At 43.0% G+C, this 25,587-nt stretch carries 21 protein-coding genes and 1 pseudogene; 16 read left to right on the forward strand and 6 right to left on the reverse strand.

Features of this window, described 5'->3' with window-relative positions; all coding sequences use genetic code 11:
• The first annotated feature begins 562 nt into the window (after window positions 1-562).
• From UYC_RS0130445 to UYC_RS0130500, 12 genes and pseudogenes are all read left to right on the forward strand, one after another.
• Window positions 563-1,399, forward strand: a complete 837-nt coding sequence (locus UYC_RS0130445) for a bacteriorhodopsin (RefSeq protein WP_016877934.1) — start codon at window positions 563-565, stop codon at window positions 1,397-1,399.
• A 102-nt stretch (window positions 1,400-1,501) separates the two neighbouring features.
• Window positions 1,502-2,058 (forward strand): annotated as a pseudogene (locus UYC_RS35850) (CAP domain-containing protein).
• Between the two features lie 78 nt (window positions 2,059-2,136).
• The gene (locus UYC_RS0130455; RefSeq protein WP_016877936.1) at window positions 2,137-3,771 is read left to right on the forward strand and encodes an FAD-dependent monooxygenase; all 1,635 of its coding nucleotides are present in this window, start codon (window positions 2,137-2,139) and stop codon (window positions 3,769-3,771) included.
• A gap of 275 nt (window positions 3,772-4,046) precedes the next feature.
• On the forward strand, window positions 4,047-5,507 hold the full coding sequence (locus UYC_RS0130460; RefSeq protein WP_016877937.1) for an Nramp family divalent metal transporter: 1,461 nt from the start codon (window positions 4,047-4,049) through the stop codon (window positions 5,505-5,507).
• 139 nt (window positions 5,508-5,646) lie between these two features.
• Window positions 5,647-5,841: a hypothetical protein gene (locus UYC_RS0130465; RefSeq protein WP_016877938.1), complete on the forward strand. Its 195-nt coding sequence runs from the start codon at window positions 5,647-5,649 to the stop codon at window positions 5,839-5,841.
• A 49-nt stretch (window positions 5,842-5,890) separates the two neighbouring features.
• Window positions 5,891-6,043, forward strand: coding sequence for a hypothetical protein (locus UYC_RS38335; protein WP_157171292.1), 153 nt, complete (start codon window positions 5,891-5,893; stop codon window positions 6,041-6,043).
• Window positions 6,044-6,059: 16 nt separating this feature from the next.
• Window positions 6,060-7,352, forward strand: a complete 1,293-nt coding sequence (locus UYC_RS0130475; RefSeq protein WP_016877940.1) for a phospholipase D-like domain-containing protein — start codon at window positions 6,060-6,062, stop codon at window positions 7,350-7,352.
• Between the two features lie 23 nt (window positions 7,353-7,375).
• Window positions 7,376-9,544 (forward strand): amylo-alpha-1,6-glucosidase, encoded by a 2,169-nt coding sequence (locus tag UYC_RS0130480; RefSeq protein WP_026087684.1) that lies wholly within the window; start codon window positions 7,376-7,378, stop codon window positions 9,542-9,544.
• A 130-nt stretch (window positions 9,545-9,674) separates the two neighbouring features.
• Complete coding sequence (locus tag UYC_RS0130485) at window positions 9,675-10,151, forward strand: SGNH/GDSL hydrolase family protein (protein ID WP_235083072.1); 477 nt, start codon at window positions 9,675-9,677, stop codon at window positions 10,149-10,151.
• A gap of 2 nt (window positions 10,152-10,153) precedes the next feature.
• Complete coding sequence (locus UYC_RS0130490) at window positions 10,154-11,560, forward strand: hypothetical protein (RefSeq protein WP_016877943.1); 1,407 nt, start codon at window positions 10,154-10,156, stop codon at window positions 11,558-11,560.
• A gap of 204 nt (window positions 11,561-11,764) precedes the next feature.
• On the forward strand, window positions 11,765-13,753 hold the full coding sequence (locus UYC_RS0130495) for a HEAT repeat domain-containing protein (protein WP_016877944.1): 1,989 nt from the start codon (window positions 11,765-11,767) through the stop codon (window positions 13,751-13,753).
• Between the two features lie 299 nt (window positions 13,754-14,052).
• Complete coding sequence (locus UYC_RS0130500; protein ID WP_016877945.1) at window positions 14,053-14,415, forward strand: hypothetical protein; 363 nt, start codon at window positions 14,053-14,055, stop codon at window positions 14,413-14,415.
• Window positions 14,416-14,475: 60 nt separating this feature from the next.
• On the opposite strand, the gene UYC_RS0130505 is transcribed toward UYC_RS0130500, so the two are convergent.
• Window positions 14,476-15,345 carry a universal stress protein gene (locus UYC_RS0130505; RefSeq protein WP_026087685.1) on the reverse strand — a complete coding sequence of 290 codons (870 nt, stop codon included), beginning with the start codon at window positions 15,343-15,345 and terminating at the stop codon, window positions 14,476-14,478.
• Between the two features lie 404 nt (window positions 15,346-15,749).
• Between UYC_RS0130505 and UYC_RS0130510 the strand changes: the two genes are divergently transcribed.
• Window positions 15,750-18,488: a cation-translocating P-type ATPase gene (locus UYC_RS0130510; protein WP_026087686.1), complete on the forward strand. Its 2,739-nt coding sequence runs from the start codon at window positions 15,750-15,752 to the stop codon at window positions 18,486-18,488.
• 193 nt (window positions 18,489-18,681) lie between these two features.
• Here UYC_RS0130510 and UYC_RS0130515 read toward each other — a convergent pair whose 3' ends face one another.
• Entirely contained in the window at window positions 18,682-19,086 is a 405-nt protein-coding gene (locus tag UYC_RS0130515) for a hypothetical protein (protein ID WP_016877948.1), read from the reverse strand.
• A 327-nt stretch (window positions 19,087-19,413) separates the two neighbouring features.
• Between UYC_RS0130515 and UYC_RS0130520 the strand changes: the two genes are divergently transcribed.
• The 3 genes from UYC_RS0130520 to UYC_RS0130530 all read left to right on the forward strand — a co-directional run bounded on the left by UYC_RS0130520 (window position 19,414) and on the right by UYC_RS0130530 (window position 21,609).
• On the forward strand, window positions 19,414-20,004 hold the full coding sequence (locus tag UYC_RS0130520) for a hypothetical protein (RefSeq protein ID WP_016877949.1): 591 nt from the start codon (window positions 19,414-19,416) through the stop codon (window positions 20,002-20,004).
• Window positions 20,005-20,112: 108 nt separating this feature from the next.
• A complete protein-coding gene (locus tag UYC_RS0130525) occupies window positions 20,113-20,484 on the forward strand; it encodes a cupin domain-containing protein (protein WP_016877950.1) in 372 nt (123 codons plus the stop codon).
• Window positions 20,485-20,604: 120 nt separating this feature from the next.
• Complete coding sequence (locus UYC_RS0130530) at window positions 20,605-21,609, forward strand: methyltransferase domain-containing protein (RefSeq protein WP_016877951.1); 1,005 nt, start codon at window positions 20,605-20,607, stop codon at window positions 21,607-21,609.
• 51 nt (window positions 21,610-21,660) lie between these two features.
• Here UYC_RS0130530 and UYC_RS0130535 read toward each other — a convergent pair whose 3' ends face one another.
• The 4 genes from UYC_RS0130535 to UYC_RS35855 all read right to left on the reverse strand — a co-directional run.
• Window positions 21,661-22,341, reverse strand: a complete 681-nt coding sequence (locus UYC_RS0130535) for a GAP family protein (RefSeq protein ID WP_016877952.1) — start codon at window positions 22,339-22,341, stop codon at window positions 21,661-21,663.
• A 228-nt stretch (window positions 22,342-22,569) separates the two neighbouring features.
• Complete coding sequence (locus UYC_RS0130540; RefSeq protein ID WP_016877953.1) at window positions 22,570-24,252, reverse strand: mechanosensitive ion channel family protein; 1,683 nt, start codon at window positions 24,250-24,252, stop codon at window positions 22,570-22,572.
• A gap of 122 nt (window positions 24,253-24,374) precedes the next feature.
• On the reverse strand, window positions 24,375-24,695 hold the full coding sequence (locus UYC_RS0130545) for a hypothetical protein (protein WP_422678753.1): 321 nt from the start codon (window positions 24,693-24,695) through the stop codon (window positions 24,375-24,377).
• Between the two features lie 342 nt (window positions 24,696-25,037).
• On the reverse strand, window positions 25,038-25,587 hold a 550-nt coding region (locus tag UYC_RS35855; RefSeq protein ID WP_016879784.1), incomplete at its 5' end, for a hypothetical protein.

Raw genomic sequence — 25,587 nt, forward strand, 5'->3', positions numbered from 1 at the left:
GTTTATTACTCCCCTCGTCCCCTTGTCACCCACTCTCCCACTCTAGTTTTCTCGCCGTACTTCTTTGCGGTTTATCTTACCCTGAAGGAATGAAACTTGTTTCATTGGAACTATCTTCTGCTTACCTGGCTTCTTGTCACTTTTGGTTCACATTTGTTGCTAAAGCTAGAAGTGGATGCAAAAATCAAGTGAATTAAAGATAAAAAATGAACTCTTAATACTAGCAGTATGTAAAGAATTAGATTGCTGTTTACTTTTCTATTTTGCTCATACACAAGCACAAATTTCTAGCCAAAAATGAATAAAATAAAGTACTTTGCTTAAGAACTTGAGCATTTATAAAGGAGGTAAAACATTTAGTTAAACCACTCTTGTATGGAAAATTACGAATGACAAAAATGCTCAATTACCTCGAAAGATAGAAGCACGATATAATAGCAAATCCTATTAATTTAAAGAAAGCAAAAAGTATTATGCCTAAAAAAAATACATTTTGCTCTTGCCTGAGTAAATTTTTAAATTTTAGCTGCTCATTTCATCAAAATAATTCTTGAGGTAAGTAATGGATTGGCAAAATTTTTGGCATTGGCTTTATGTTGCAGGCATGGCAATTGGAGCAATCTACTTCATATCTTTAGGTAGAAATCCTCGTGGTCTCCCCAGACTAGAATATTTTGTTGCTACTTTTATACCCATATGGTCTGGATTAGCTTATATGTCGATGGCTTTACCAGGTATTGGTATAGAACAAGGTCGGTATGTTGCATTTGAAGGTCACACTGTTTTCTTTGCTCGCTACTTAGACTGGGTTGTTACCACACCGTTGCTGCTGTTGGCTCTGTCTTGGACTGCTATGCATTATCAGTCTAAAAAAGACTGGACGCTCATCTTTTCTTTAATGGCTACACAAGTCATTGTCATCTTGTCTGGCTTGATTGCCGATCTATCGGCTGTGCCGTGGGTAAGATACTTGTGGTACATCAATGGCACTGTCGCTTTTTTAATCATTTTATGGGGTATTTGGGGGCCTTTACGTGCCAAAACTAAGGGTTATGAGGAACACGGGCTACCACGATTTTATGACAGATTAACTACCTTCTTTACAGCAACATGGATTTGCTATCCAATTATTTGGATTATCGGACATTCAGGTTTGAATCTCATAAACCAGACGACAGAAGTATTCTTGTTTTGCTTGGTTCCCTTTTTCTCAAAAGTAGTATTTAGCTATCTGGATCTCAACGGATTACGCAGTTTAGGAAGTAGAGAAGCTGAAACTGGGCCTGAAAGATTTGTGAGCGGCACATTCTACGCTCTAGAAAATATCATGGCTTTTTGGAAGCCACAACGCAAGTCATCACGTAGAAGAGTGCGATATTTATCGGAGGGTATGAAATAAGACAAGTAAGTCAAATCATGAGGTGGAAATGTAAGCTGACACAAGGGAACTAATTACTTTTGAGCGTTGACTCTTAACTCATAAGTTTTGACATCATGACTAATGGCTACTTTTAGAAAATATTGGTTGGCAGGAGTAGCGATCGCACTTTTGGCGACAGTGGCAACAGGATGCGAACGAGCGCTAGAATATTTACCACCCTTGCCAAGAGTGGAAATACCAACAAAGCAACCTGCAAAACCGTCAATTCCCGTCCAAACCGCTAAAATCGGAGAAATTGAGGCAGGAGTTCGCCAAAGCATTAACCAAGTACGTGAAAAGAACGGACTTAAGCCTCTCCAAAATAACGAAAGGCTAGCAGAGGTTGCCCGGAACTACAGCCGACAAATGGCAGAAAAAACTTTTTTAGTCATACAGGGGCTGATGGCAGTACAGTAGAAACGCGAGTACGTGCTGGAGGAATTTCTTACTGGGTAGTGGGAGAAAATCTATTCAAAGGAACCAATCTCACTCAACCTGTAAAAATCGCAGTTGATGGTTGGTTGGAAAGCCCAGGACATCGAGCGAATATTATGCGTCCATACTTTACGGAAACGGGTGTGGGAGTTTGGCGAGATGGAAACAGTTACTACATTACGCAGTTATTTTTACGGCGTTAGTAGGGGCAATGTCTCAAAGCAAGTCTTTGCCATGCGTCTAAGCTAATTTACTTACAATTCACATCAGGGAGGTAATTTATGTCACTTGATGTATTAATCGTAGGAGCGGGGCCAACAGGCCTGCTTTTAGCTGCGCAATTAGCTCGGCATGGCATCAAACCACGGCTGATTGACCAGCAACCACAACCCTCCACAACTAGTAAAGCACTTGCAGTTTTTGCCCGGACTCTGGAAATCTTTGACAATCTAGGTATTGCTGAAGAAGCAATTAAACATGGTCGCAAGCTATACGGAGCAAATATCCATGATGACGGCAAACGCATTGCCCATCTCAGCATAGACAAAATAGACTCTTTCTTCCCATTCGTTCTTAGCTTGCCACAATCGGAAACAGAACGCATCCTTGCACAACTAGTGGAAAGCTTCGGTGTAAAAATCGAACGTCCTGTAACTTTTACGACTTTGGAACAGGATGCAGAAGGTGTAACTGCTATACTGCGCCATGCGGATGGACGAGAAGAACGCTGTCGAGCCGCTTGGTTAATCGGTTGTGATGGTGCGCATAGTAACGTTCGCAAGGCAGCTGGTTTGAACTATCAAGGCATAGATGTCCAAGCTTTGTTTGTCCTAGCGGATATTAAGAGTGATTGGAATTTGTCAACCAACAATATACAGGTTTTTTTCAGTTCTAGTGGCGTATTAGCAGCCTTTCCCCTACCAGGAGAAAACAATTGGCGGCTCATTGCCAATCTCCCACCAGATACTGAATTACCCGAAAATCCTGATTTACAGCTATTTCAGCAATTAACAACTGAACGCTCTGGTTTGCAGGCTATTTTAAGCGATCCTGTGTGGACAAGCAGTTTCGGTATTCGGCAGCGGATCGTTGATAAATGTCGGGCGGGACGCGTGTTTGTTGCGGGTGACGCTTTAGCATCCCATAGCCCAGTCGGCGGTCAAGGTATGAATACTGGTTTGCAAGATGCCTACAATTTAGCTTGGAAGTTGGCGTTAGTGATTAAAAATCAAGCACCAATAGATTTACTCGACTCATACCAAGCCGAACGCGAGCCAGTCTCCAAGTTTTTATTACTCAGCACAGAATGGGCTACACGAGCAGTAGTTCAAAGCAATCCCGCGATCAAGTTTCTACGTCGGCTTCTAGCTGGTGTTACTACCAGTTTTGCTCCAGTTCAACGACGCATTACCAACACTTTGTCTGAGTTAAATGTGAATTATCGCAATAGTCCAATTGTGCAAGAAGACTATCCACTGCCTTGGTTGAGCAGAAGTCCAAAAGCAGGCGTTAGCGTAGCTCCCCTGAAAGGGGCTCGCGCTCCTGATGTATTGGTGCAAACGGATAAGGGACAACAGCGTTTATATAAGGTATTAATTAATACTCAACATCATCTGCTTTTGTTTGGTAGTAAGCTTCCCAAATATCCCAAATTGGCTCAAATTGCTCAGGAAATTGAAGGTAAATTTCCTGATATCATTACCGTGCATATAGTGCTAGTTAGCACAAAAATAGCAGAAGAATTACAGTGGCAAGGTTCAACACTCCTCGATCCCCAAGGCGAGTGTCATCGACGTTATGGCGCTTCTAGTGAAAGCCTTTACCTGATTCGTCCAGACGGCTATATCGGTTATCGTTGCCAAGGTGCTGATGTTAATAAGCTCATGGCATATCTGCAAAAAGTCAATCTCACCTGAGAATAGGGGTTAGGGACTAGAGGCTAGGGACTAGGGAAAAGAAGTTTTCACAGATTCGTTGTGCGATCAAATCACACAAAGAGGGCATGAAATTCTTATATCAAGTTCGGCTAATCAATTACGATTAAAATTTCTCCGCGTCTTTTTGTCTCCGTGTCCCCGCGTCAGCCTTAATGATAAGTCTTTAAGCGGACACAATATTCCTCCTTCTGCCCTCTGCCTTCTGCCTCCTGCCTTTTTTAAGCTAGTAAAACGATTCCTTGGATGCTGCAACCATGACACAACTTAGGGAACGCCAACAAGTGCGAATGCGATCGCACTCTCCCAAACCTCCACAGGGATGGAACCGCTTTAAATGGTACGGCCCTGGTTTGATTTGGATGATTTCTTCTGTGGGTTCCGGTTCGGTGCTGTTTACCCCAAGAATTGGTTCGCGTTACGAGTATGGCTTGCTGTGGATGGCGCTAATCGTCATCTTCTTGATGTGGATAATGATTCGAGAAGTCGGCTGGTATACTGTTGTTACGGGTAAGACTATTCTGGAAGGCTACCGCGACCTGCCAGGGCCAAAAAATTGGGCAATTTGGTTAATTTTTTTACCACAACTAGTTGCTGCCGTAGTCACAGTTGCTGGAATTGCCGCCCTTACCGGAAGTGCCTTAATGATAGCCTTTCCGGGTAATCAAGCACTCTATGCCACCATCACAATTATTCTTTCATTAATCCTGGTGATTTCAGGGCGTTACAAAGTGGTTGAACTGTCAACTTCGATCATGGCAGGTGTGCTGGTTGCAGTGGCAATAATTACCGCAGTACGAGTTTTTCCACCAGTTGAGCAGTTAGGAGGGGGTATAGTTCCCGGTCTTCCAGAAGACTTAGACTTTGAATTTATAATACCTTGGGTAGGCTTTATCCTCGCGGGAGCAGCGGGGATTATGTGGTTTTCTTACTGGGTAGCGGCACGGGAATATGGCGGCCCTGTAGAGGAAGACAATAATAATCATCAGCCTGGAAATAATGGCCACTCCAATCGTGAATATTTAGACGAGGATTATCAACAGCGTCTCAATTCTCGCTTAAAAAAGTGGATACGAATTATGAGTACCACAGCAGCGATCGGGGTAATTGGGGGAGGCTTGGTAATTGTTGCCTTTATGATTTTAGGTGCAGAACTTTTAGCTCCTGAAGGAATTATTCCGGAAGGTATCCAGGTAGCAGAGGATCTGACGCGGCTGCTCTCAGAAGTTTGGGGAGTATTTGGTTACTGGCTATTAATTATTGGTGTGACAATCGCTTTAGCAGGAACTATCTTGAGTAACCAAGATGGGTGGGGAAGAATGTTCGCTGATGCTACGCAGATTCTCATGGAGCCACAACTGCATCAGTCTCAAGTAGAGAATGGACATAACGGCAATCATCTTCAGCAGTGGATATTCTCTAAGCTCTCAAATAAAGAATGGCTGAAAAATAGTTATGCAATTTGGGTAACTGCTATTTTGCCACTGATTGTTTTCTTTCTAGTGCGCGATCCAGTAGACATTCTCTCGGTTGGCGGTGTTGTTACTACAGTACATACCCCCGTTGTCGTCTTTTTGACCCTGTATTTGAATCGGGTACAACTTCCGCAAGCACTTCGCCCTGGCTGGTTTTCCTTAATCTTTATGGTTTTATCAGGGTTGTTCTTTACAGGATTTGCAATTTTGTATTTCCTCGATTTATTCGGCATGGAATTTTGAATTAAAAACTGGGTACTACGACCTTTGGCGGATGTAAATAAATAATAAATAACTCAGGATAAAGCAAAATCTTCAATTTTTTCGCTCATCCTCAACTAGTCATCACCTTGCTTTATACTTTTATTCTCAAAGAGGAGTTATGAACAAAAAATTTGGTTTTCTAGCTTCAGCGGTTGGACTAAGCCTACTAATAGGTGCCTGCGAGCCTGCTGCCGAAACTCCAACAACAACACCACCAGCAGGTACAACACCAGTACCACCAGCGGGTACAACACCAGTACCACCAGCTACAACACCAGGTGCAACACCACCAGCGGCTCCGACTACTCCTTAATATATTGAGAAAAAGCTGTGTTTAGCTTGAGACATACGTACCAAAAAGCGTGAAGCGTCTACCCACGCAGTGGTTGAAGTCGGAACGAATGGGAATTCTCATTGTCGGTGGTGAGGTTGTTTGGCTCATCCTCACCGCCTTACTCTACCAACAGGGTGACAAACCAGTGGTAGTTGAAGAAATCATAATTTATAGAAAATAGCTGACAGTATTTCACAATGGAGCTAGTTGCTACCGCTTTGGGGTGGCTAGGCGCGATCGCCCTCATCGCTGGGTTTCTCTTTATCGTCGTTTTTTATTTTCGAGGAGCCTTCCGCGACTACATCGATTACAGGGCTATTAATGTTCCCAGTCCAGATGAACACCGTTTTGCTGTTGCTTTAGGTAGTTTATCTAATTCTTTAGGCACCACTGGTGACGTAATCGGCTTTTGGTTTGAAGCTAACGAGATTCAATCGGCACGGTTAGAGGCGATTCAAAGTGCCAAGCGATGCATTCACTTTGAGACATTTTTCATGACTCCGGGGCGTCGTGCCAATGATTTTGCTGCTGCCGTAGCCGAAAGGGCTGCTGCTGGTGTTGAAGTGCAGCTGGTTGTCGATCATTACGGTACGAAAAAATTACCCGCAAAGTATTGGAAACGATTAGAGGCGGCTGGTGTAGAGGTTCGCTTCTTCAAATCTTTTAGCTGGAAAGCTCCCTTTGATTATGCTGGGCGCACTCACCGCAAGCTACTGCTAATTGATGGAAAAGTTGCTTTGATTGGTGGTGCTGGAATTTCAGACTTTTGGGATGGACAAAAGAAATTTGGCGATACAGCTCCTTGGTTTGACTTTGAGTTCTGCTTAGAAGGTGCTGTAGTATCGGTTTTGGAAGGAATGTTTATGCAGCACTGGGCGGCAGCTCGCGGCACAGTAGACTTGGGTGCAGAAAATTTTCATCCCGATCCACCAGGGGCAACAATGATTCTGGTAACTCCGGGTGATGCCCCTTCTAATCTTTCTTCTTCAATCAGAGCTTTGTTTACTACGGCTATTTTTGCAGCCAAAGAGAAAGTTTGGATTGCTAGTCCTTATTTTTTGCCCGATCATCAGTCACGTCAAGCCCTAATCGCAGCGAAAAAAAGGGGAATTGACGTGCGTATTCTTACCTGCGGGCCGCACAATGATAAGAAATTAGTTTACTACGCCTCCGGTGAGCTTTACGGCGGCTTACTACGAGCAGGCATCAAAATTTACGAGCATCAGCCCAGTATGCTGCATGGTAAGTGTTTACTAGTGGACGATAAATGGGTGAGTACCGGCAGTGCTAACTTCGATCCCCGCAGTTTCTTCCACAATGATGAACTGAATATTTCTACTGCCGAGCCGCAAATGGTGCAACATATCAAGGGAATTTTTCACACTGGCATTGAGCGTAGCCAACTAATTAGTATGACAGACTGGCGTACTCGGCCGTTGTGGAAGCGAATTATTGGACGTTTAGTTCTGTTTTTACAATCACAACTTTAGAATTTGTTGAATCAAGTCAAATTATGAGAATAAATGTTGGCGCTCCAAATTTAACAATTAACCACGGCAGAACCTTTATGGTGACTGATTTAAGTGGCAATATTAATCCTGAAACTAGCCAAGGCATTTTTTCGGATGATACTCGATTCTTGAGCTACTATACCTGCTACTTAAACGGTAAAAATTGGATACGTCTGTCTTCTACAACAACGGCTTACTATGCAGCTCGCGTTTATCTCATCAACCCAGAATTTGTAACTGATGATGGATCTTATGCCAAGGGTACTTTGTCACTAATTATGAGTCGGGTGGCTAGCGAGGGTATTCGTGAAGAGTTGCAGCTTACCAACTACGGATGTAAAAAAGTTCATTTCAATCTAGAAATTGCCCTGCGCTCAGACTTTGCTGATATTTTTGAGGTTGAATCTCAAAAAATTGTCCGTCGCGGACACATTGAAACGCAATGGAATAAAAAACAAAGTGAACTGGTAACAACCTATACCAACGGTGATTTTTTCCAGTGTCTCAGTTATCGTTTAGCTAACTGTCCTGTACAACCCCATTATGGTAATGGGCGGATTATTTTTGAGATTACCCTAGAACCTGGTGCAACTTGGAATACTTGCTGCCTTTACACCCTGGCAGACAACAAACACGTTCGTAAACCAGCAGACTTATCTTACCAACAAGCCATTGAACCGGGGTTGGACAAAGTTCAACAACTTTGGCGAGATGTAGTTACCGATGTTACCTGCTCCGATGAAGATGTTACTAGGCTTTATCGCCAATCAGTCGAAGATTTGGGAGCATTGCGACTGTATGACTACAAATTTACCGAGGATACTTGGATACCTGCGGCAGGTGTACCCAAGTTCGTTACTTTGTTTGGTCGTGATAGTTTGATCGTTAGCCTGCAAAATATGATTGTGCATCCTGGTTTTGTGAGGGGAACGTTGCAAAAACTTGCCGAACTCCAAGCTCAAGAATGGGATGATTGGCGAGATGCCGAACCAGGTAAAATTCTGCACGAGGTTCGCATGGGTGAATTGGCGTATTTCAAGAAAATACCGCACACCCCCTATTACGGTGCAGCCGATACCGCCCCTTTATTTTTGATCGCCCTGCATGAAGCCTGGAAATGGCTGGGAGATGACTCGATGTTGCAAGACTATCGAGATGTGGCTATGCGTTGCTTGGAATGGATAGAAAAGTATGGCGATTTGGATAATGACGGTTTGCAGGAGTATCAAAAGCGCTCAAAAGATGGACTCGACAATCAAAGTTGGAAAGATTCTGGCGATGCGATCGTCTATCCTGATGGTAGCCAAGTGAATGCTCCCAAGGCATTGTGCGAACTCCAAGGTTACGCTTTTGATGCATATATGCGCATGGCAGAAGCTTTTGATTTTTTAGGAGAACAAAACTACGCTACAGAACTACGCACCAAAGCCACCCAACTGCAAGCACGTTTTGAAGAGAAGTTTTGGTGCGAAGATTTAGGCTTTTATGCCCTAGCCCTCGATCCTGATAAACAACCTGTTCGTACTATTGCTTCAAATGTTGGTCATTGTCTTTGGAGTGGTATTGTTAGTTCTGAACGAGCAGAACGTGTGGTGAAAAGACTTTTGCAACCACAGATGTGGAGTGGCTGGGGCATTCGCACAGTATCCACTCAAAATCCTGCGTACAATCCTTTTTCTTACCACTTGGGTTCAATTTGGCCCCATGATAACGGCATTATTGCCTTGGGGTTTAAACGCTATGGCTTTGCTAAAGAGGTAGCCCAGGTTGCTCACGGAATTTTTGATGCAGCAAAATATTTTGCTAGCTATCGCTTACCAGAACTCTTTGCTGGTATTGAGGTAGAACCAGGAGCGTTTCCAGTTCCCTATCTAGAAGCGAATGTACCACAAGCTTGGGCAGCTGCATCCGTTTTTCATCTTCTGCAAGCGATGCTGGGTTTGCAAGCTGATGCTCCCAAAAATCAACTTTATGTCGATCCATACTTACCAGAATGGTTACCCGATATCACCCTCCGTCAAGTAGAAATTGGCAAGGCTGTTGTGGATTTAAAGTTTTGGCGTGAAGGTGATATTACCCGTTGGGATGCAGCTGTTACTCAGGGCGATGTTGAAGTGAAACAACAAGCTTGGCAACAGCATCTGGAAAAATCTGCTGCATCCCTAGATTGATTTAGTCCTTAAGTTTGATTTTTGAAAAGGTTATTGCATAGTAAAAGGGAAATTAGATCTGCTCGACAATGCAATAGCCTAATTTTATAAACGGCGTTGCTGATTTAGGCTATGAAAATAATTTTTCGTAATGCCAAAACCCCTGCCCAGACGCGATATATCGCGTCTCTACACATCAAATTCATACCGCGATTCAGCAACGCCTTATAAACTGATTTTTTCTCTTCCCCTTAGCATCCTACCCTTAGGGGAAGCCCTTCGAGTTTGCCAGTTCATGCCACGTGACGCCAGCCGCTACCCTACGGGAACGCCTTACGGGAAGCGGAGACAACAAGGAGCGATCGCGATTCTTGTTGGCATGAATGTGGAACCTTTTAATGGAGATTACAAAACATTGTATGAACGAGTGGCGAAGGATACTCAAGCTTATTTAATTCCTGAAGTTTTAGCTAGTTTAAACAACCCGCGTTATTTATATGATCGAATTCATCCTAATCAAGCAGGACATCGGATTATAGCTAACCGCATTGCTCAAAGGTTAAACCCGCTATTGGAGCAAGCAACTTTGCCACCCAATTTATCCAAGTTGCGACAAAGTAGAGACTAACAATGCCAAAATTTAAACCCTACTTTGACCGTCGCTACCGGGTGCGAGAACGACTCATCGCCATCCTTGCGTTACTTAATTTAGGACTAGTATTTTTTGACTTTACCTATCTATGGGTGCGAGATTTTTACCTTTTAAATATTCCCAGTCTCACCCAATTCTATGACCCAATTAAGGGAATAAAACCTCATCCCGCAACTGAGAATTATCTCCAACAGGTAGAGGTATTGTCAGCGCAAATTATCACAAATGGCTTGCAATCACCTCAAGTTGAAAGTTTACTTGCACAGCAGCGTCTACTTAGTCAAAAACTCATCGACGAAAATCCTTTTGCTGGAGCGAACAAAAGCAGCAAGTTAGAAACTATAAAACAAGAAATACGAGTACAGACAGGTGAGATATTTGCTAGTGATGCCTTTACTAGATTTTGGAGTCAGCCTTACCTGACTCAAAGAGGTTGGCAACAAGAAATAGCATTTTGGAATACTCAAATTCGTCCTTTGATTCAATCCAACTACTATCGAGGTGTTAACAGAATTGGCACGAATTTTAGCTATTTCTGGCTGCTCGATCTGCCATTTGTACTAATTTTTACTTGGGATTTTCTCGCCCGTATCCTAACTATCCATCACCGTTATCCTGAATTAACTTGGCTAGAAGTCATCTTGAGACGTTGGTACGATCTGTTATTACTCTTACCTTTTTGGCGATGGTTGCGAATAATTCCTGTATCAGCCCGTCTTTATCATGTCGGGTTGTTGAATATTGAACCTGTACGGGTAGAAGTGCAACGAGATTTAGTTGTCAGCTTTGCAGTAGAAATGACGGAGATGATAGGCATTTTGATTATTGACCAAATGCAAGCTTCAATACAACGGGGAGATTTTATCGACTGGTTATTTCATCCCAAACCACCTAAACAACCACCCCAAGAATATGTGCAAGTCAATGACAAAAATGAAGTAACGGCTATAGCTTCCCATCTATTTGATATCGGTGTTCGTGATGTGCTTCCCCAAGTCCAGCCTGAAATTGAAGACTTGGTACAACACAGCATTGCAACTACTCTCAATCAACTTCCAGGCTATCGACGCTTTCAGCATCTTCCGGGTTTACGCCGTCTACAACTATCAAGAAAACTGGCAAAATCTTTATTTAAAATTACTTATAAAAACCTCATTTATGCTTTAAAAGATCCTGTGGGAGCAGAAATTACTACCCGTTTGCGCACAAATTTAAAAGATGCATTAGAAAGAGAATTACAGAAAAAAGATAATATTCAAGAAATACAATCACTCTTGATAGATATGCTAGAAGATATTAAGCTTAATTACATTAAAAGTATTGCTGAAGTTCAGGGCGACCAACTACTAGAAAAAGCAGAACAATTGCATAAACGCATACGGTAGTAAAGAAATAAGTAAGTCAACATAAATAAACCCAAAACATAGATCCCCGACTTTTTAGAAAAGTCGGGGATCTTACAGAGCACATTTTACGTTTTATTTGGTTGTTCTACTTAGACCTGCGTTAAGCTACCAACTTCCAGAAATTAGAAAGAAAATAATAGCAATACTTTCTTTGCTGGCGGCACTCTGAATGTCGCTAAATCAATGCCAGAAGAAGAATACAACTATAAATCTATTCTCTCTCAGCTTTCTGAACTAAGTGACAAACAACTGAAACGGGATTACCTTAATCATCTTCAGTGGACAGAACCTATAGCTTTAATGTTGCCCTTAGTAGATGACGAAGCTCAAGCACTGCGGGTAGTGCGGTTGGCGCTGGAAGTAGATTTAATTCTTGGTGCGAGGCTAGCAGGAGCAGTTAAGTCAGAATTACAGGAGCAAACCATCAGTTGGATTGCTGATTTGAAAATACCTGAAATACTTAAGGTTGAGTTGTTGGGAAAAACAAAATCAGAAGCGGCGATACCGTTTTTAGAAAGGGTACTCAAAAGTGAGGAGCGTTACGTTCGTGCAATAGTTGCTTATGAATTGTGGGCAAAAGGGGAAATAGATGAAGAGCCAGAGACAGAATTGTTAAATGAGGCTGGATACTATGAAAGCTGTAGCGAGAGAGCCGCTCTTGCATTAGCTGAAATTGGTGGAGAATCAGCGATCGCTTTATTAATTGAGGTGTTGCGGGATGAACGCAAACCAGTTCGTAAAACCACAGTTGAGGCTTTAGGAAAAGCTCGTGGTAATGAGTCAGCCTTGGTAGCGTTGATTGAAGCCTTAAAAGATGAGGACTATGAAATTCGTTGTTTGTCGGCTAATTCATTAGGAGAGATTCGTAGCAAATCGGCAATGGAAGCATTAATTTACGCTTTAGACGATCGGGATAGTTACGTTCGCGAGAGTGCTGCTGCTGCTTTGGGAGAAATTGGTGGAGAGTTGGCAGTAGAGGTATTAGTCCATGCTTTGTGCGATCCAGATAGTTGGGTTTGTCGAACAGTTACTGAGGCATTAGTAAAATTTGATAGCGATAAGGCATTAGCATATTTGTCTCAAGCATTGCAAAGTGAAGACGCAAATATTCGTAGGAATGCTGCTTTTGCTATAAAAGGAATTCCTGAAGATTTGGCTTTGGCAGATTGGCTAAAAGCACTAAAAGATAAAGATGCTGGAGTTCGCTCCCAGGCTGTTTTTGGACTGGCAAAAATTATACTATCCGAAGGCTCTCAACAGCATTCAGAAACTGTTTTTAGATTGGCAGATAGTGATAGAGAATCTATCTGTGCTGCAATACTTGAAGCTTTCTACGATGAAGATTCTGAGGTGCGTCGGAGAGTTTCTTTAGTGTTAGGGAAAATCGCTGGAGAATCAGTAGTTCCTGTTTTGCTCGAAGCGTTACATAACAAAAACTCTGAGGTACGTGGGTACGCTGCTAATTTGTTAGCTGAGATTGGTAGCAAGCAAGCGAAACAGCCACTAATCCAAGCACTACAAGACGAAGAGCCTTGGGTTCGCAAAAATGCTGCTTCTGCTTTGGGGAAAGTCGGTGATGAATCAGTGATTCCACTACTGGTTCAAGCTTTGGGCGATGAAAAGCCTGAAGTTCGTGAAGGTGCTGCTCATGGATTAGCATCAATTGGCAAAGATTCAACCATTCCAGTACTGATTAGGGCATTGAAAGATGAAAACTCTCAGGTGCGAGAAATGATTGTTTCTGCCTTAAGGCAAATCAGTGGAGAGTTAGCAGAAACAGCACTGATTGAAATCTTGTTACAGGATAAAGACTATGCAGTTTGCGATCAGGCTGCTTACGCATTAGGAACCATCGGTGGAGAATCAGCAGTAGCAGCACTACGCCAGGCTTTGTTAAAGCCTAGCGGAGGTTGTGCGTATGATCCTGTATTGGAGACAATTGTTGAGGCGCTAGGGGCGATTGGCAGTGAGTCGGCAATAGAGGCAATCTTTGAGCCATTGCCCACAAACACTTGTCTTGATAGCTTTGCCGCTCGCACTTTAGCAGTAGTCGGCAGTCTTCAGCTTGTTCCCCGCTTGTGGCAACTGCAATTAAAAGCTGAGTATACCCATTTTTACCAGGCTATTGAAGAAATTCAAAAGCGCTACCAATGCTACAATCCTCATCTGTAGTAAATCATACTTCCTGTATTCATATGCTCAGATAGAGGGCGATCGCAGCAGTGCGATCGCAAGGGGAGCTAATCGAGCTTGGCTTGTCTGGCTCGGCTTGACTGGACACTTAATTATATGGTTATGCCTTATATGCGTTTGACCGAACCTACAATTGGTTCTTTCTGGGTTATGTTGCTATTGTTGGTTTAACAATTTATACCATTATTATTTTCTTTGCCAGTGTTGATTTAAATTTCTTCCAAGGAGTCAAAGAGCGGCGAATCCCACGCAAAACCATCGCTGTATTTTTATTGTGTTTGGCTGCACTTTTCTTGGTGGTTTGGCTAGCTCAAATCGTATCAGCTATTGGCTATGGCACTCCACCTGACACCAGCAGCGTCTTGGTTTTGGATCTAGCGTTTTTCTTGCCATTGTTGGCGATTGGGGCAGTTTTATTTTTGCGTGAGCAACCCTTGGGCGATCTGCTAGTTCCAGTCATTTTGATCCATATGGGAACCCTCGGTACTTCAGTATTTCTTGGTGGATTGCTTTCCCCCCTATTTGGACAACCACTTGACTTATTCATGATTGTATTATTTGCTGTGGTAAGTTTAGGGGGACTTGCCTTTGCTTTCATCACGTTGTCTCGGTTTGGACAACTTCATGCACCAAGGTATTAAGCTAATAATGAGGCTTTAGAGTAAGTCCAGGGTAAGCCCATCTGTTGGATAAGCGATTTGTTAAGGAAAAAAGAGTACAGGATACCAGCTATGACGCAATACTTCCGCCGCAAAACTGGAAACCAACCATTCCTGAAGTTTACCTATCGTTGCTGAAGAAACAGCGATCGCGCTAATATCAGCCATTGCAGCTGCCTCTAAAATCTCGGTAACAGAGTGCCCTTCCCGAACTTCTGTCTCCACTTGTAAATTTACTCCCTCCAAATCAGCTTTAATCTGAGATAGGGTTTCGTTAGCTTGCTGTGGTAGGATTTTCTTTGGTATATCTCGACGACCAGTATTTTCTAATACCCAGCAGAGCTTGCACTGTTGAATAAATCTACCAGATTGGTGTTGAGCTAAATCCTTTACCTGTTGAACCAGACGATTCGCTGCTTGAGTACCATTGTAAGGAAGTAGCAAAGAGCGGAATAGGTGCTGACAACGGAGTGTTAATTCCTCGGAAGTATAAGCAGCAATTAACTGAGGACGCAGTACCAAAAAAGGAATCTTTGATTGGCGAGATAACTCAGCCATTGTACTACCCACCAGCTTTTCTGTAAGTACGCTGCGACTTTGAGAACCCAGTACAATCAATTGGGACTGATAGGTTTTGGCAACTTTAAGAATTGTTTCAACAGGCTTTCCTGATTGGACTTCTATTTTAACTTCTATATCAGTAGGGTTTGTGCCAACAACTTCTTTGAAGCGGGTTTGAGCTTGTTCTACTTTCTCACTATCGACTTGCGGAATAATGCCTTTTTCCCATAAGGGAACAACGTGCAGGAAAACAATTTGCTTTATCCCTGCCAGTGCCAAACTGGAAACAAAATTTGCTAGACGATGTAAACCGTCCGAAAAATCTGTGGCAATTAAAACTCTCTCAAACATAATATAACTAATAAAACTAAATACAAAAAACATTCTACTTGAATCGCCAAAGCTATTCATTCACCCAAATATAGAATGGGCAAGACGCCTATTCTACAAAAGTATGTCTGTTCACATCTTGCACCAGTTGCTTGATTAAAATTTTTGTAGGATGGGGGGTGTCTAACTTTCTTCAAATCCTTATTTTTAAGTTGTGAACAGTGTCCACCTTACGCTTAAGCGGAGTGAGAAGGGTGCTAGTTATCAGTCTTGAGTTTACCTTAAAAACAAAATTGCGATCGCCTACAAAAACTACCGTCACTTTTGCATCACATTTATTTCCAATCATTTTGAATGATTAGCTAAAAAATAATTAGCTAATTGTCTTATTTGTCATGCCTATGGGAAATTTTGAGGCGAACAAAATGACAGCAACAGCTAAAGAAATAATGCAGTCGCATCAATGGCACAATTTACCTGTATCCAAGGTAGCTCAACATCTAGATACAAATCTGCAAACAGGTTTGAATTCACAAGAGGTAGCAAAACGACGGGAACGTTTCGGCTCTAACGAACTCAAGAGCAAACCTGGAAAAAGCCCATTGGTAAGATTTTTGTTGCAATTTCACCAACCGTTGCTGTACATTTTGCTGATTGCTGGTGCAATTAAGGCATTGCTAGGGCAATGGGTAAATGCTGGGGTAATTTGGGGTGTCACCCTGATTAACGCTATTATTGGTTTTATTCAAGAATCAAAGGCTGAAAGTGCGATCGCTGCTTTAGCTTCGTCGGTGCAAACGAATGCAACTATCATTCGCAACGGCAGGAAGGTGCAAGTTCCATCCCAAGAGTTAGTACCTGGGGATTTGGTGCTACTTGCTTCTGGAGATAAAGTACCAGCCGATTTGCGCCTGATCCAAGCACGAAATTTACAAATTAATGAGTCAGGGCTGACGGGTGAGTCAGTTGCTGTAGAGAAAAACACGCAAACCCTTGATGCAGATGCACCCTTAGCAGAACGCACAAACATGGCTTATGCTGGTAGCTTTGTCACATTTGGTACTGGCATGGGGATTGTAGTTGCGATTGGAGAAACTACAGAAACCGGGCGCATCTCCCAGCTGATTGAACAAGGAACCAGCCTGAAAACCCCGCTCACCCGCAAATTTGATAAATTTAGCCGCACTTTACTGTACATTATTTTGGCGATCGCTGCGCTGACATTTGCAGTTGGTTTGGGATATGGCAATTCCTGGCCAGAAATGTTTGAAGCTGCTGTCGCCTTCGCTGTCAGTGCGATTCCAGAAGGGTTACCAGCAGTAGTAACAGTAACATTGGCAATCGGGGTTTCCCGCATGGCAAGGCGTCACGCGATCGTTCGCAAATTGCCAGCAGTTGAAACTCTCGGCGGTGCTACAGTCATCTGTTCTGATAAAACTGGTACTTTAACTGAAAACCAGATGACTGTACAGGCAATCTATGCCGGAGGTGAGAATTATACTGTCACTGGTGCAGGTTATGCTCCCCAAGGAGAAATTCTACAAAATGAACAACCAGTCAATTGTAATCATACTCCTGCTTTAGAAGAATGTCTCAAAGCCGGGTTGTTATGCAATGATTCCCATCTGGAAAATGAAGAAGGGCAATGGAAAGTTATTGGCGATCCTACAGAGGGAGCATTAATAGCTGTAGCTAATAAAGTTGGGCTTACCTACAGCAACTTAGAACAAGAAATGCCCAGGCTGGATGTCATCCCCTTTGAGTCTGAGTTTCAGTACATGGCAACTTTGCACGAAGTTTCGCCATCAACAAATCATAGAGGACAAAGAATTATCTACGTTAAGGGTTCGGTAGAAGCTATTCTCAAACGTTGTCAGCAGATGTTGGATGCTCAAGGAAATCTTGCCCCTATAGATCCAGAAACCGTACATCAAGAAGTTGATGCAATGGCTCATCAAGGATTACGGGTATTGGCTTTTGCTCAGAAAACTGTACCAACTTCTCAAGATTCGCTCGCTCATGCAGATATCGAAACAGATTTGATTTTCTTGGGATTGCAGGGGATGATCGATCCACCCCGAATAGAAGCAATCAAAGCGGTACAAGCCTGTCAAGAAGCTGGTATCCAAGTCAAAATGATTACAGGCGATCATGCTGTCACCGCACGGGCAATAGCTGAACGGATGGGCTTTAATAAAAATGGTCGAGTTCTTGCTTTTACTGGAAGTGAACTTGCCCAAATGGGTAATTCAGAACTTGCCACAGCAATAGAAGATGGGGTAGTGTTTGCCCGTGTTGTGCCGGAACAGAAACTTCGTATTGTTGAAGCCCTTCAATCCAAAGGAGAGGTTGTTGCGATGACGGGGGATGGTGTCAATGACGCACCAGCTCTCAGACAAGCAGATATCGGCATCGCGATGGGGGGTGCTGGTACAGAAGTGGCAAAAGAAGCCTCGGACATGATTTTAACCGATGATAACTTTGCTTCCATCGAAGCTGCGGTTGAGGAAGGGCGCACTGTTTATCGAAATTTACTCAAAGCGATCGCCTTTATCTTGCCTGTTAACGGCGGCGAGTCGATGACGATTTTGATTAGTGTACTGCTTGCTAGAGCATTGCCAATTTTATCTTTACAAGTTCTGTGGCTGAATATGGTTAATTCCATTACCATGACTGTACCCTTGGCTTTTGAGCCGAAGTCGGAACGAGTAATGCAAAAACCACCGCGCAACCCCCGCGAACCGTTACTTTCTAAAAGTTTAGTCAAGCGCATCCTGGCAATTTCTGTTTTTAACTGGATCTTGATTTTTGGCGTCTTTGAATGGATTGAACAAACCACAGGAAATATCGCTTTAGCTCGCACAATGGCAATTCAAGCTTTAGTAGCAGGAAGAATTTTTTATCTTTTAAGTATTAGTCAATTAGGAATTGCTGCCTTCAATCGACTTCGCGGCATTAAGCAACCAGTTACCGATGCTTCAGCGATTGGAATTGGCATTGCTTGTACGATAATTTTGCAGATCATATTCAGTCAGTGGAACGTGATGAATACTTTGTTTTACACTGCCCCATTGAATTTGAATCAATGGTTAATTTGCTTGCTGATAGGATTACCGATGATTTTAGTATCAATTTTAGTAAACCGTTTTGACCCTCTTGACTAGTGAGAATAGGGGCACTGAGGCTAGGGAAGAAAAATTTTTTCTCATTACTATGCAGAGCATGGTAATGAAAACTGTGAGGCTCCGCCTCCTGTTTATGAGGCAGAGCCTCAATTCATGCTTTCTTGGGCTGCCAGCCTGGGAAAGAGAAAAAAAGATTTTTAACCCTGTCACCTGTCCCCTCTTATACATACCCTTAGTTGTGCTTGTTGAATAACCTACTACGCTTGGGATGAAAGTCAGTGCAATTTCTAGCTTCTTCAGTCAAAACAAGAGAAGGTTGTACTGCACATTGAAGGTGATAATTATGTGAAAAATATTGGCAGGTTTTACAAGGGTGTTGCTGTGATTGACATAATGAAAAGAAAAACTTATTATCTTCTCCTAATTCTTCTCTTAATGTCCTCATTTTAGAAAAAATCGCTAAAAATCCTGTCCACATCAGGATAAAACCAATAGCAGCCCCAGTAGCAAAAAGGCCTGTTTCAGGTACATTAGCTCCATCAAGTCTGATATCATCTGCTTTGATCTCACTTTGGGTAGCTTGATTCAAATTTGTCTCAGATGCTAGATCTTGTATAAGTCTTTTCTCAAAATCCATATCGACCACCTTTTGAAACATTTGGTTCTAGAATTCTTTGGTATCTTTTGTTGCGCTGGCATATTCACAATGCCAGAAATTACACTCTTCAAAGAGAGCATCTTTTTTAAGATTGACTAATTAACAAAACTGTTACTATTAGGTGTAGCAAAAGTAAAAATATGATATCTCTGTCAAGAGTTTTGCTTGTAAATAATAGGTTTATGCCAGAAGGAATAAGAGCAAATTAGTTTGATCGCCTATAGTTCAATATGATTCAGCTAAACGTAGCTGTCGCTCGAAAGGGTGCAGCTGCACGAATGATGCTCAATAGCATTTGCGCTAACTATGCATATCCGCCGCATTGTTACATTTACTTTGATAGCAGTTACTTGTATCTTTCTGATTTGGATTTTTACTCCCGCAAGTATCATACCTCCTGCTCGCCCGACTGAAGCGATCGCTGTCCATGTCCTCGATCTTGGCTTGCATCCAGAACTAGTTTTACCTAATAACAACGGCGAATTAATTGTGTATGCCTACGGTGATTGGAATTATTTTGCTCTCAATAACCAAGGCTTGAGCGATGGCTTGGCAGCACTTTTGATCCCAACTCAAGGTACACTCGGACGGCAAAAGTATAGCAACATTGAGCAATTACAGCAGAAAGTTAAGGAACAAGATTTAACTCTACTCAGTTTTGAAGTGGCAAAAGCCAAAGCCTTACAGTTAGCGCAAGCCTTAGATCAACGTTTCAATCGCAACATCGACACGCGCATTGAAAATCCCCAAACCGGACTAACTTTAGTCAAAGATGAGCAAGAATACACCATGTTACACAATAGCAACCACGAACTGGTAGAGTGGCTAGAACAGTTGGACTGTCAAGTCGAGGGTTTCGTAATGTGGTCTAATTTTCAGGTAAAGTACCGAGATTAGATTTTAAGTGCTTCTGATGCAGAGTTAAAAGCGATCGCTTAACTCATATTTTTAATCATCAATGTCTAATATACTAAGTTGGTAGCCGTAACTCTGATGGAAATGACGATGGCTGATATCATTACCGCCCCTAACCAGCGCATATTTGATGTTGAACAATTGGTACGGTTTTCGCCGGAGAAAGCCACCGTCACAGAAATAGCGATCACACCATATTCTAGCATTGCTGTCTGGGGTGTACGTCCCGGTCAAGAAGTGCCTGCACATACTCACCCCGATGGACAAGATACCTGGATTGTGGTCAGGGGAGAATTAACCTACTATCTCGGCAACGGACAAAAGAAAATTATTTCCGCAGGACAAATTGATGTTGCTGAACCATCGCAGGTTCACGGGGCAGTCAATGAGGGTTCACAAGACGTGGTGTTTGTCTCCATCTATTCTGCTCCAAGTCTCCAGGTTGTTCCTGCATCCCCATAGATTTAATTAGGAATCCCCAGTGAGTTAGTGACTAGACTATTCACGGTACAAATTGCGTATGACCAATTAAACAAACCAACATCTATCAACTGTTAGCTACATAGTCAAGCTTTCACAACAATGTCAACTCTATTACTTTATTTTATAATTGGTTCTCTTCTGGTTTTGCTAATTGGAATTGCGGCATATTTCATAACTGCACGCAAGTATCAATCCTCAGCTACAGTCGCTAATTCCTATGACGAATGGACGCTTGACGGCATCCTAGAGTTTTATTGGGGGGAACACATTCACCTTGGTCACTACGGTTCGCCGCCAAGAAGGAAAGATTTTTTAGCTGCTAAATCTGACTTTGTCCATGAAATGGTTAAATGGGGTCGTTTAGATAAATTACCACCTGGTACTACTGTCTTAGATGTTGGCTGTGGTATTGGGGGCAGTAGCCGGATTTTAGCACGAGATTATGGGTTTGCTGTCACAGGGATTACCATCAGCCCACAGCAGGTGAAACGTGCCCAAGAACTAACGCCCCAAGGGCTAAACGTCCAGTTTGCAGTCGATGATGCAATGGCATTGTCGTTTCCAGATGCCAGTTTTGATGTGGTTTGGTCAATCGAAGCAGGCCCCCATATGCCTGATAAAGCCGTTTTTGCAAGAGAATTAATGCGGGTGCTAAAGCCCGGTGGAATATTGGTTGTAGCTGACTGGAACCAGAGGGACGATCGCCAAAAGCCGCTAAATTTCTGGGAAAAACCAGTGATGCAACAACTCTTAGATCAGTGGTCTCATCCAGCTTTTTCTAGCATTGAGGGATTTTCTGAGCTTTTAGCAGCAACTAAATTAGTCGAGGGGGAGGTAATTACGGCAGACTGGACACAAGAAACACTTCCTTCCTGGTTAGATTCAATTTGGCAAGGGGTGGCTCGTCCGAGCGGATTCCTGCGTTTTGGGCTGTCTGGTTTCATTAAATCTGTGCGCGAGGTGCCGACATTTTTGCTGATGCGTTTGGCGTTTGGTACAGGGCTGTGCCGATTTGGAATGTTCCGTGCTGTACGGGCGAACTCAAATACAGAATTGATGAACAGAAACTTTGCTAACCAAACTTCCTCAGGCTTACTGAGATAGCGATCGCATTCTATGCAATCTGTTGCTTCTCATTCATGATAGTGCGCTGCCCTACGAAACTAACCCACTGATACCGGAGTGTAAGAAAAACAGACCAAAAACAAGCGAAACAACAATGGTGATTGGACGGCTATTTTTGGTCAACCAGGCTGAAAGCTCGGTGAGTAAATATTTCGAGCGTTCGGGTATGAGGATACGAGCCAAGATCGGGATCAGCAGTAAGGATTCAGCTAGCAAAATGAAGAGTAAGTATACGATAGTGCTAGATAGCTGACCCAACTGCGCTGCCGCGATCGTAGCCAGTGCGCTCAGGGTAAAAACCCACAACTTCGCTGCAATCAACGGTAGTCCAAGCCCAATTCCAAAAGCCCTGAGTGGAGTTAAGCTGTCAATCATGGTTAACACTTTGGGCGGTGAATCATCCGGATCGTCCTCTCTACGCCATTTTTTATAGGCGGTGATCAGTAAAAGAATGCCAAGCACTAGGAGCAATGTTGAGATGATCGAATTCTTAGCGCTACTTTCCTCAGTCAGTGCCGAAGATCCGGACAGAACCAAACCAAAAATCAATCCTTGTAACAGACGTGTGATCGTCATTCCAGCGACATAAGCTATAGCCTTGAATAATCCCTGATTGGGGCTTTTCAGCAGCAACAAACCGATGATGATTTGCAAAGGCACGATCGCACTGCCGATGATATAAGGTAGGAGCGAGATGAGCACAGTTTCCATAGAATACTCCCAATCAGGTGTTAGGACTTACTAGTTTCCAACCTTGGGAAGTCTCACCATTACTATAAGGCTACTGATGAGCACAAGGATGATGCTTATGGTCAGCTTTCATATAGACTAAGCAATATAACTATATTATTATGCAGTGTTGGCTACCGATCAATTCATTGCATCCCAGATTACCTTGTGCCATTTGCTACTCCTATCCTAGAGTGATACGAAAGAAAGTTAATCTGAAGTATTTTTATCTGTTGAAGTTTTTGTCGATTGAGAAGATTGATTAGTAAAACCATTAGAATTATGTGTTTGCAACTGGGTTTTTAACCAAGCAATCAAACCTTCAGAAAGATGAGATAAGGAATTTTCTAACTGTGGTGAAAGTTCCAACGGTAAACTGCCAGAGCGCAAATGTAGAGAGCGTTGAGGATAGGGAATATTAATATTGTGCTGCCGGAGAATTTCATCAATTTTAAAATATAAATCACTCTTAATTTGAAACTGCTTTCGGGGTTTGGAAATCCAAACTAACAACTGAAAATTTAAAAAATCTTCGCCATACCCTTGAAACCAAACAAGAGGTGCTGGTTTTTTTAAGACATCAGAACTTTCACGGGCTGCTTCTAGTAGGGCAGAACGTACCACACTTATACTTGCACCATAAGCCACGCGCACTGGTAATACTAGACGAGAAGTGGAGCCGCGATGACTCCAATTCACTACTTCTGTATCTAACAACCGAGAGTTGGGCACAATCACTACTATGTCGTCTAGAGTGCGGATATGAGTACTGCGGGCATTTAATCGCTCCACTGTTCCCATATATTTGCCAATTTCCACAAAATCTCCAACTTCAATAGCACGCTCAAAAGTAACTACAAAACCGCTGACTAACTCCTTTGCCACTCCCTGCAAGCCAAAGCCGATCGCCACACCTAAAACACTGGCTACGATTGCTAGCGAAGTGATGTCTAAACCCCAAATTTGCAGCAGCACAACTGTACCGATAAAAATCAGACTGTAATTGATCGCAACCGCTATCGATTCTTGAACACCTCGGCTGATATTAGTAATGCGCAGTACACGCGATCGCACTAAATTCGTCACTGCGCCAGCAATCGCCAATACTCCCACAAACAGACCAATCAGGATAATAATATTGATGACAGAATAAGAGCTTTCGCCAATGGAAATAACTGGAGATGTTAGGCTCATCCAGAGAATGCTGACGGCACGCTGGCTCCACTCTCGCGTCAAAGGAAATAAGTCAGTAATGTATATTGCCGTTCCGATCCACAAAAACGCACGTACAAGAACGAGCGTTAATTGCAGAAATAATTCAATTCCTTTAGGTTGCGCTCCTGTGTCGGGATGATTGGCTTCTTGGGGAAGCAACCGCCGCAACCAATAGCGCCAAACCCAACCCAAAGCTAAATGGAGAGCGATCGCACCCAGCACAAACAAAACTGCTAATAATATTGCCCGCCAAAAATAACTTAATCTTCGTTCTTCTTGTCCTTGCCGAACAGCTTCAGTAATCCGTTGCACCCAAATTTTGGCTTGTTCCTGTGTGCTTCTGCCAGGAGGAGTGTCTTGTCGCGTCACTGTCAGCAGGTGACGACTGTTCACCAAAATTACGGGTAATTGATTTGTTTGTAAAATCTCCACCTTCACAGGTTCACTGGAGCGGACAGCTTCTCTTAAAATTAAATTAGCGTCAGCAGCACGATTTTCAGCACTAAATTGTCCTGCTTCATTGACTTCAAACAATCGGCGACCATCTAGTGTAATGGCAGCTGTTGCTCTAGATTGGGCTTGCACTGGCATTTGAGCGAGCGTAAACCATCCCAAAACCACCATTGCAGCAATGGTAGAAATGACAGCAACGAGCCGAAGACGACGAAAGCAACTCATAAAATTAGAAAATCACAATTTGACAGCATGGCAGTCTTAATTCCATGATGTCAGCGAATTTTATTGAAAAAGTTGCCATTAATTTATCCATCCAAAGAATAATTAGCGATCGCCGTTGGGGATTACCTCCAAGGTGATGGGATCGCCGTTGTTGACAACACCTCTTTTGCTAGCAGCTTGATTGCCGTTCTACCGCAGTTGGGACAAACTACATCCATTTCTTGAACTGGCGGCTGTTTCACACACTCTGTCAATAATCCCTGCTGACAGTGATAGCACTCATAAAAAACTCGACTGGTTGGCTTGTTGCAGTCAATAATTTTGATGTGTTGACAAGCTTGGGGTTCTCCCTCCTGTGGTTTCCACGGTTTAGGCTTTTGAGGACGAGAATCCGTTTCTTGCGGCTTTGGCGGAAATTTAGGTTTTTCCGGTTTCATATGCATAATTGTTCCTCTGAGTTGAAAGTAGTCAAAATTGTGCTTGTCATCTAAGTTAACGCACCAACCCTCAAGGACAACCACAAAGAATGCCCCTACTTGCCCGTGCGAAGACAGTCGCGATCGCACTAGGACTGAGCATGGGGATGGGGTTATAAATGTAAAACCACACGCTGATTTAGCAGTGTGGCGTGCTTTAGTATAGCGCTTTTGAATTAGGAGATTGAAGAAGACAGTTCCGATGAAACAAGTTTCACCCGCCAAAGATGAAAGAGGTTTTTTCTCCTACACCCCTCAACCCTCTTTCAAGCTAGAAGGACAGATAAACAGCATTCCAGACAGACATAATTATTTTTCTCGAATCCAAAGTGCCAACCCACCTCCACGCCCGCGAGCTGCAATCAAGTCTTCTGCCACCGCAAAAAATGCAAAAAACGGCAGTTTAGCTATAGATTGGTTGTAAAAATTCCCAGTCTGGGCTTTGCCGCGAATTTGCCCACTATACACAACACGGTTAAACAAGCTAACTTGCATATGGGTAAAGTCAAACGCTAGTAAATTTTTCTTACCTAAATATTGAGCTGGGCCTGTTAGTTTTAACAACCCTGGGCCTAATTGAATCTGGTTGTTAATTTCCCCTTTCGCTGGAATTTCTTCTGTAATTGGTGTTGCAGCACTAAAAGCAATAAAGGCTGGAGTAAATTTGGGCCAATAAAAACCCTTACCCAGAATTATTCCCCCTCGCTTTCTAACTTTACGAGTTCCAGTGGCAAAGCATAACCGCCATTGACCGAGTAAAGATGCAAAAGGATATGTCAGTCGTTGTTGCTTGGCTGCTTTTTCTGCTTGTAGCAACGCATCCACTACTACAGTAGTAGAAGGACGTTCGTTGTATTCT

It is taken from the genome of Chlorogloeopsis fritschii PCC 6912 (assembly GCF_000317285.1).
GTDB lineage: Bacteria > Cyanobacteriota > Cyanobacteriia > Cyanobacteriales > Nostocaceae > Chlorogloeopsis > Chlorogloeopsis fritschii.

Excerpts from the sequence above, each read along its gene's own strand:
- UYC_RS0130445 (WP_016877934.1), top strand. The coding sequence starts at position 563 with ATGGATTGGCAAAATTTTTGGCATTGGCTTTATGTTGCAGGCATGGCA.
- UYC_RS0130455 (WP_016877936.1), top strand. The coding sequence starts at position 2,137 with ATGTCACTTGATGTATTAATCGTAGGAGCGGGGCCAACAGGCCTGCTT.
- UYC_RS0130460 (WP_016877937.1), top strand. The coding sequence starts at position 4,047 with ATGACACAACTTAGGGAACGCCAACAAGTGCGAATGCGATCGCACTCT.
- UYC_RS0130465 (WP_016877938.1), top strand. The coding sequence starts at position 5,647 with ATGAACAAAAAATTTGGTTTTCTAGCTTCAGCGGTTGGACTAAGCCTA.
- UYC_RS0130475 (WP_016877940.1), top strand. The coding sequence starts at position 6,060 with ATGGAGCTAGTTGCTACCGCTTTGGGGTGGCTAGGCGCGATCGCCCTC.
- UYC_RS0130480 (WP_026087684.1), top strand. The coding sequence starts at position 7,376 with ATGAGAATAAATGTTGGCGCTCCAAATTTAACAATTAACCACGGCAGA.
- UYC_RS0130485 (WP_235083072.1), top strand. The coding sequence starts at position 9,675 with ATGCCAAAACCCCTGCCCAGACGCGATATATCGCGTCTCTACACATCA.
- UYC_RS0130490 (WP_016877943.1), top strand. The coding sequence starts at position 10,154 with ATGCCAAAATTTAAACCCTACTTTGACCGTCGCTACCGGGTGCGAGAA.
- UYC_RS0130495 (WP_016877944.1), top strand. The coding sequence starts at position 11,765 with ATGCCAGAAGAAGAATACAACTATAAATCTATTCTCTCTCAGCTTTCT.
- UYC_RS0130505 (WP_026087685.1), bottom strand. The coding sequence starts at position 15,345 with ATGTTTGAGAGAGTTTTAATTGCCACAGATTTTTCGGACGGTTTACAT.
- UYC_RS0130510 (WP_026087686.1), top strand. The coding sequence starts at position 15,750 with ATGACAGCAACAGCTAAAGAAATAATGCAGTCGCATCAATGGCACAAT.
- UYC_RS0130515 (WP_016877948.1), bottom strand. The coding sequence starts at position 19,086 with ATGGATTTTGAGAAAAGACTTATACAAGATCTAGCATCTGAGACAAAT.
- UYC_RS0130520 (WP_016877949.1), top strand. The coding sequence starts at position 19,414 with ATGCATATCCGCCGCATTGTTACATTTACTTTGATAGCAGTTACTTGT.
- UYC_RS0130525 (WP_016877950.1), top strand. The coding sequence starts at position 20,113 with ATGGCTGATATCATTACCGCCCCTAACCAGCGCATATTTGATGTTGAA.
- UYC_RS0130530 (WP_016877951.1), top strand. The coding sequence starts at position 20,605 with ATGTCAACTCTATTACTTTATTTTATAATTGGTTCTCTTCTGGTTTTG.
- UYC_RS0130535 (WP_016877952.1), bottom strand. The coding sequence starts at position 22,341 with ATGGAAACTGTGCTCATCTCGCTCCTACCTTATATCATCGGCAGTGCG.
- UYC_RS0130540 (WP_016877953.1), bottom strand. The coding sequence starts at position 24,252 with ATGAGTTGCTTTCGTCGTCTTCGGCTCGTTGCTGTCATTTCTACCATT.
- UYC_RS0130545 (WP_422678753.1), bottom strand. The coding sequence starts at position 24,695 with ATGCATATGAAACCGGAAAAACCTAAATTTCCGCCAAAGCCGCAAGAA.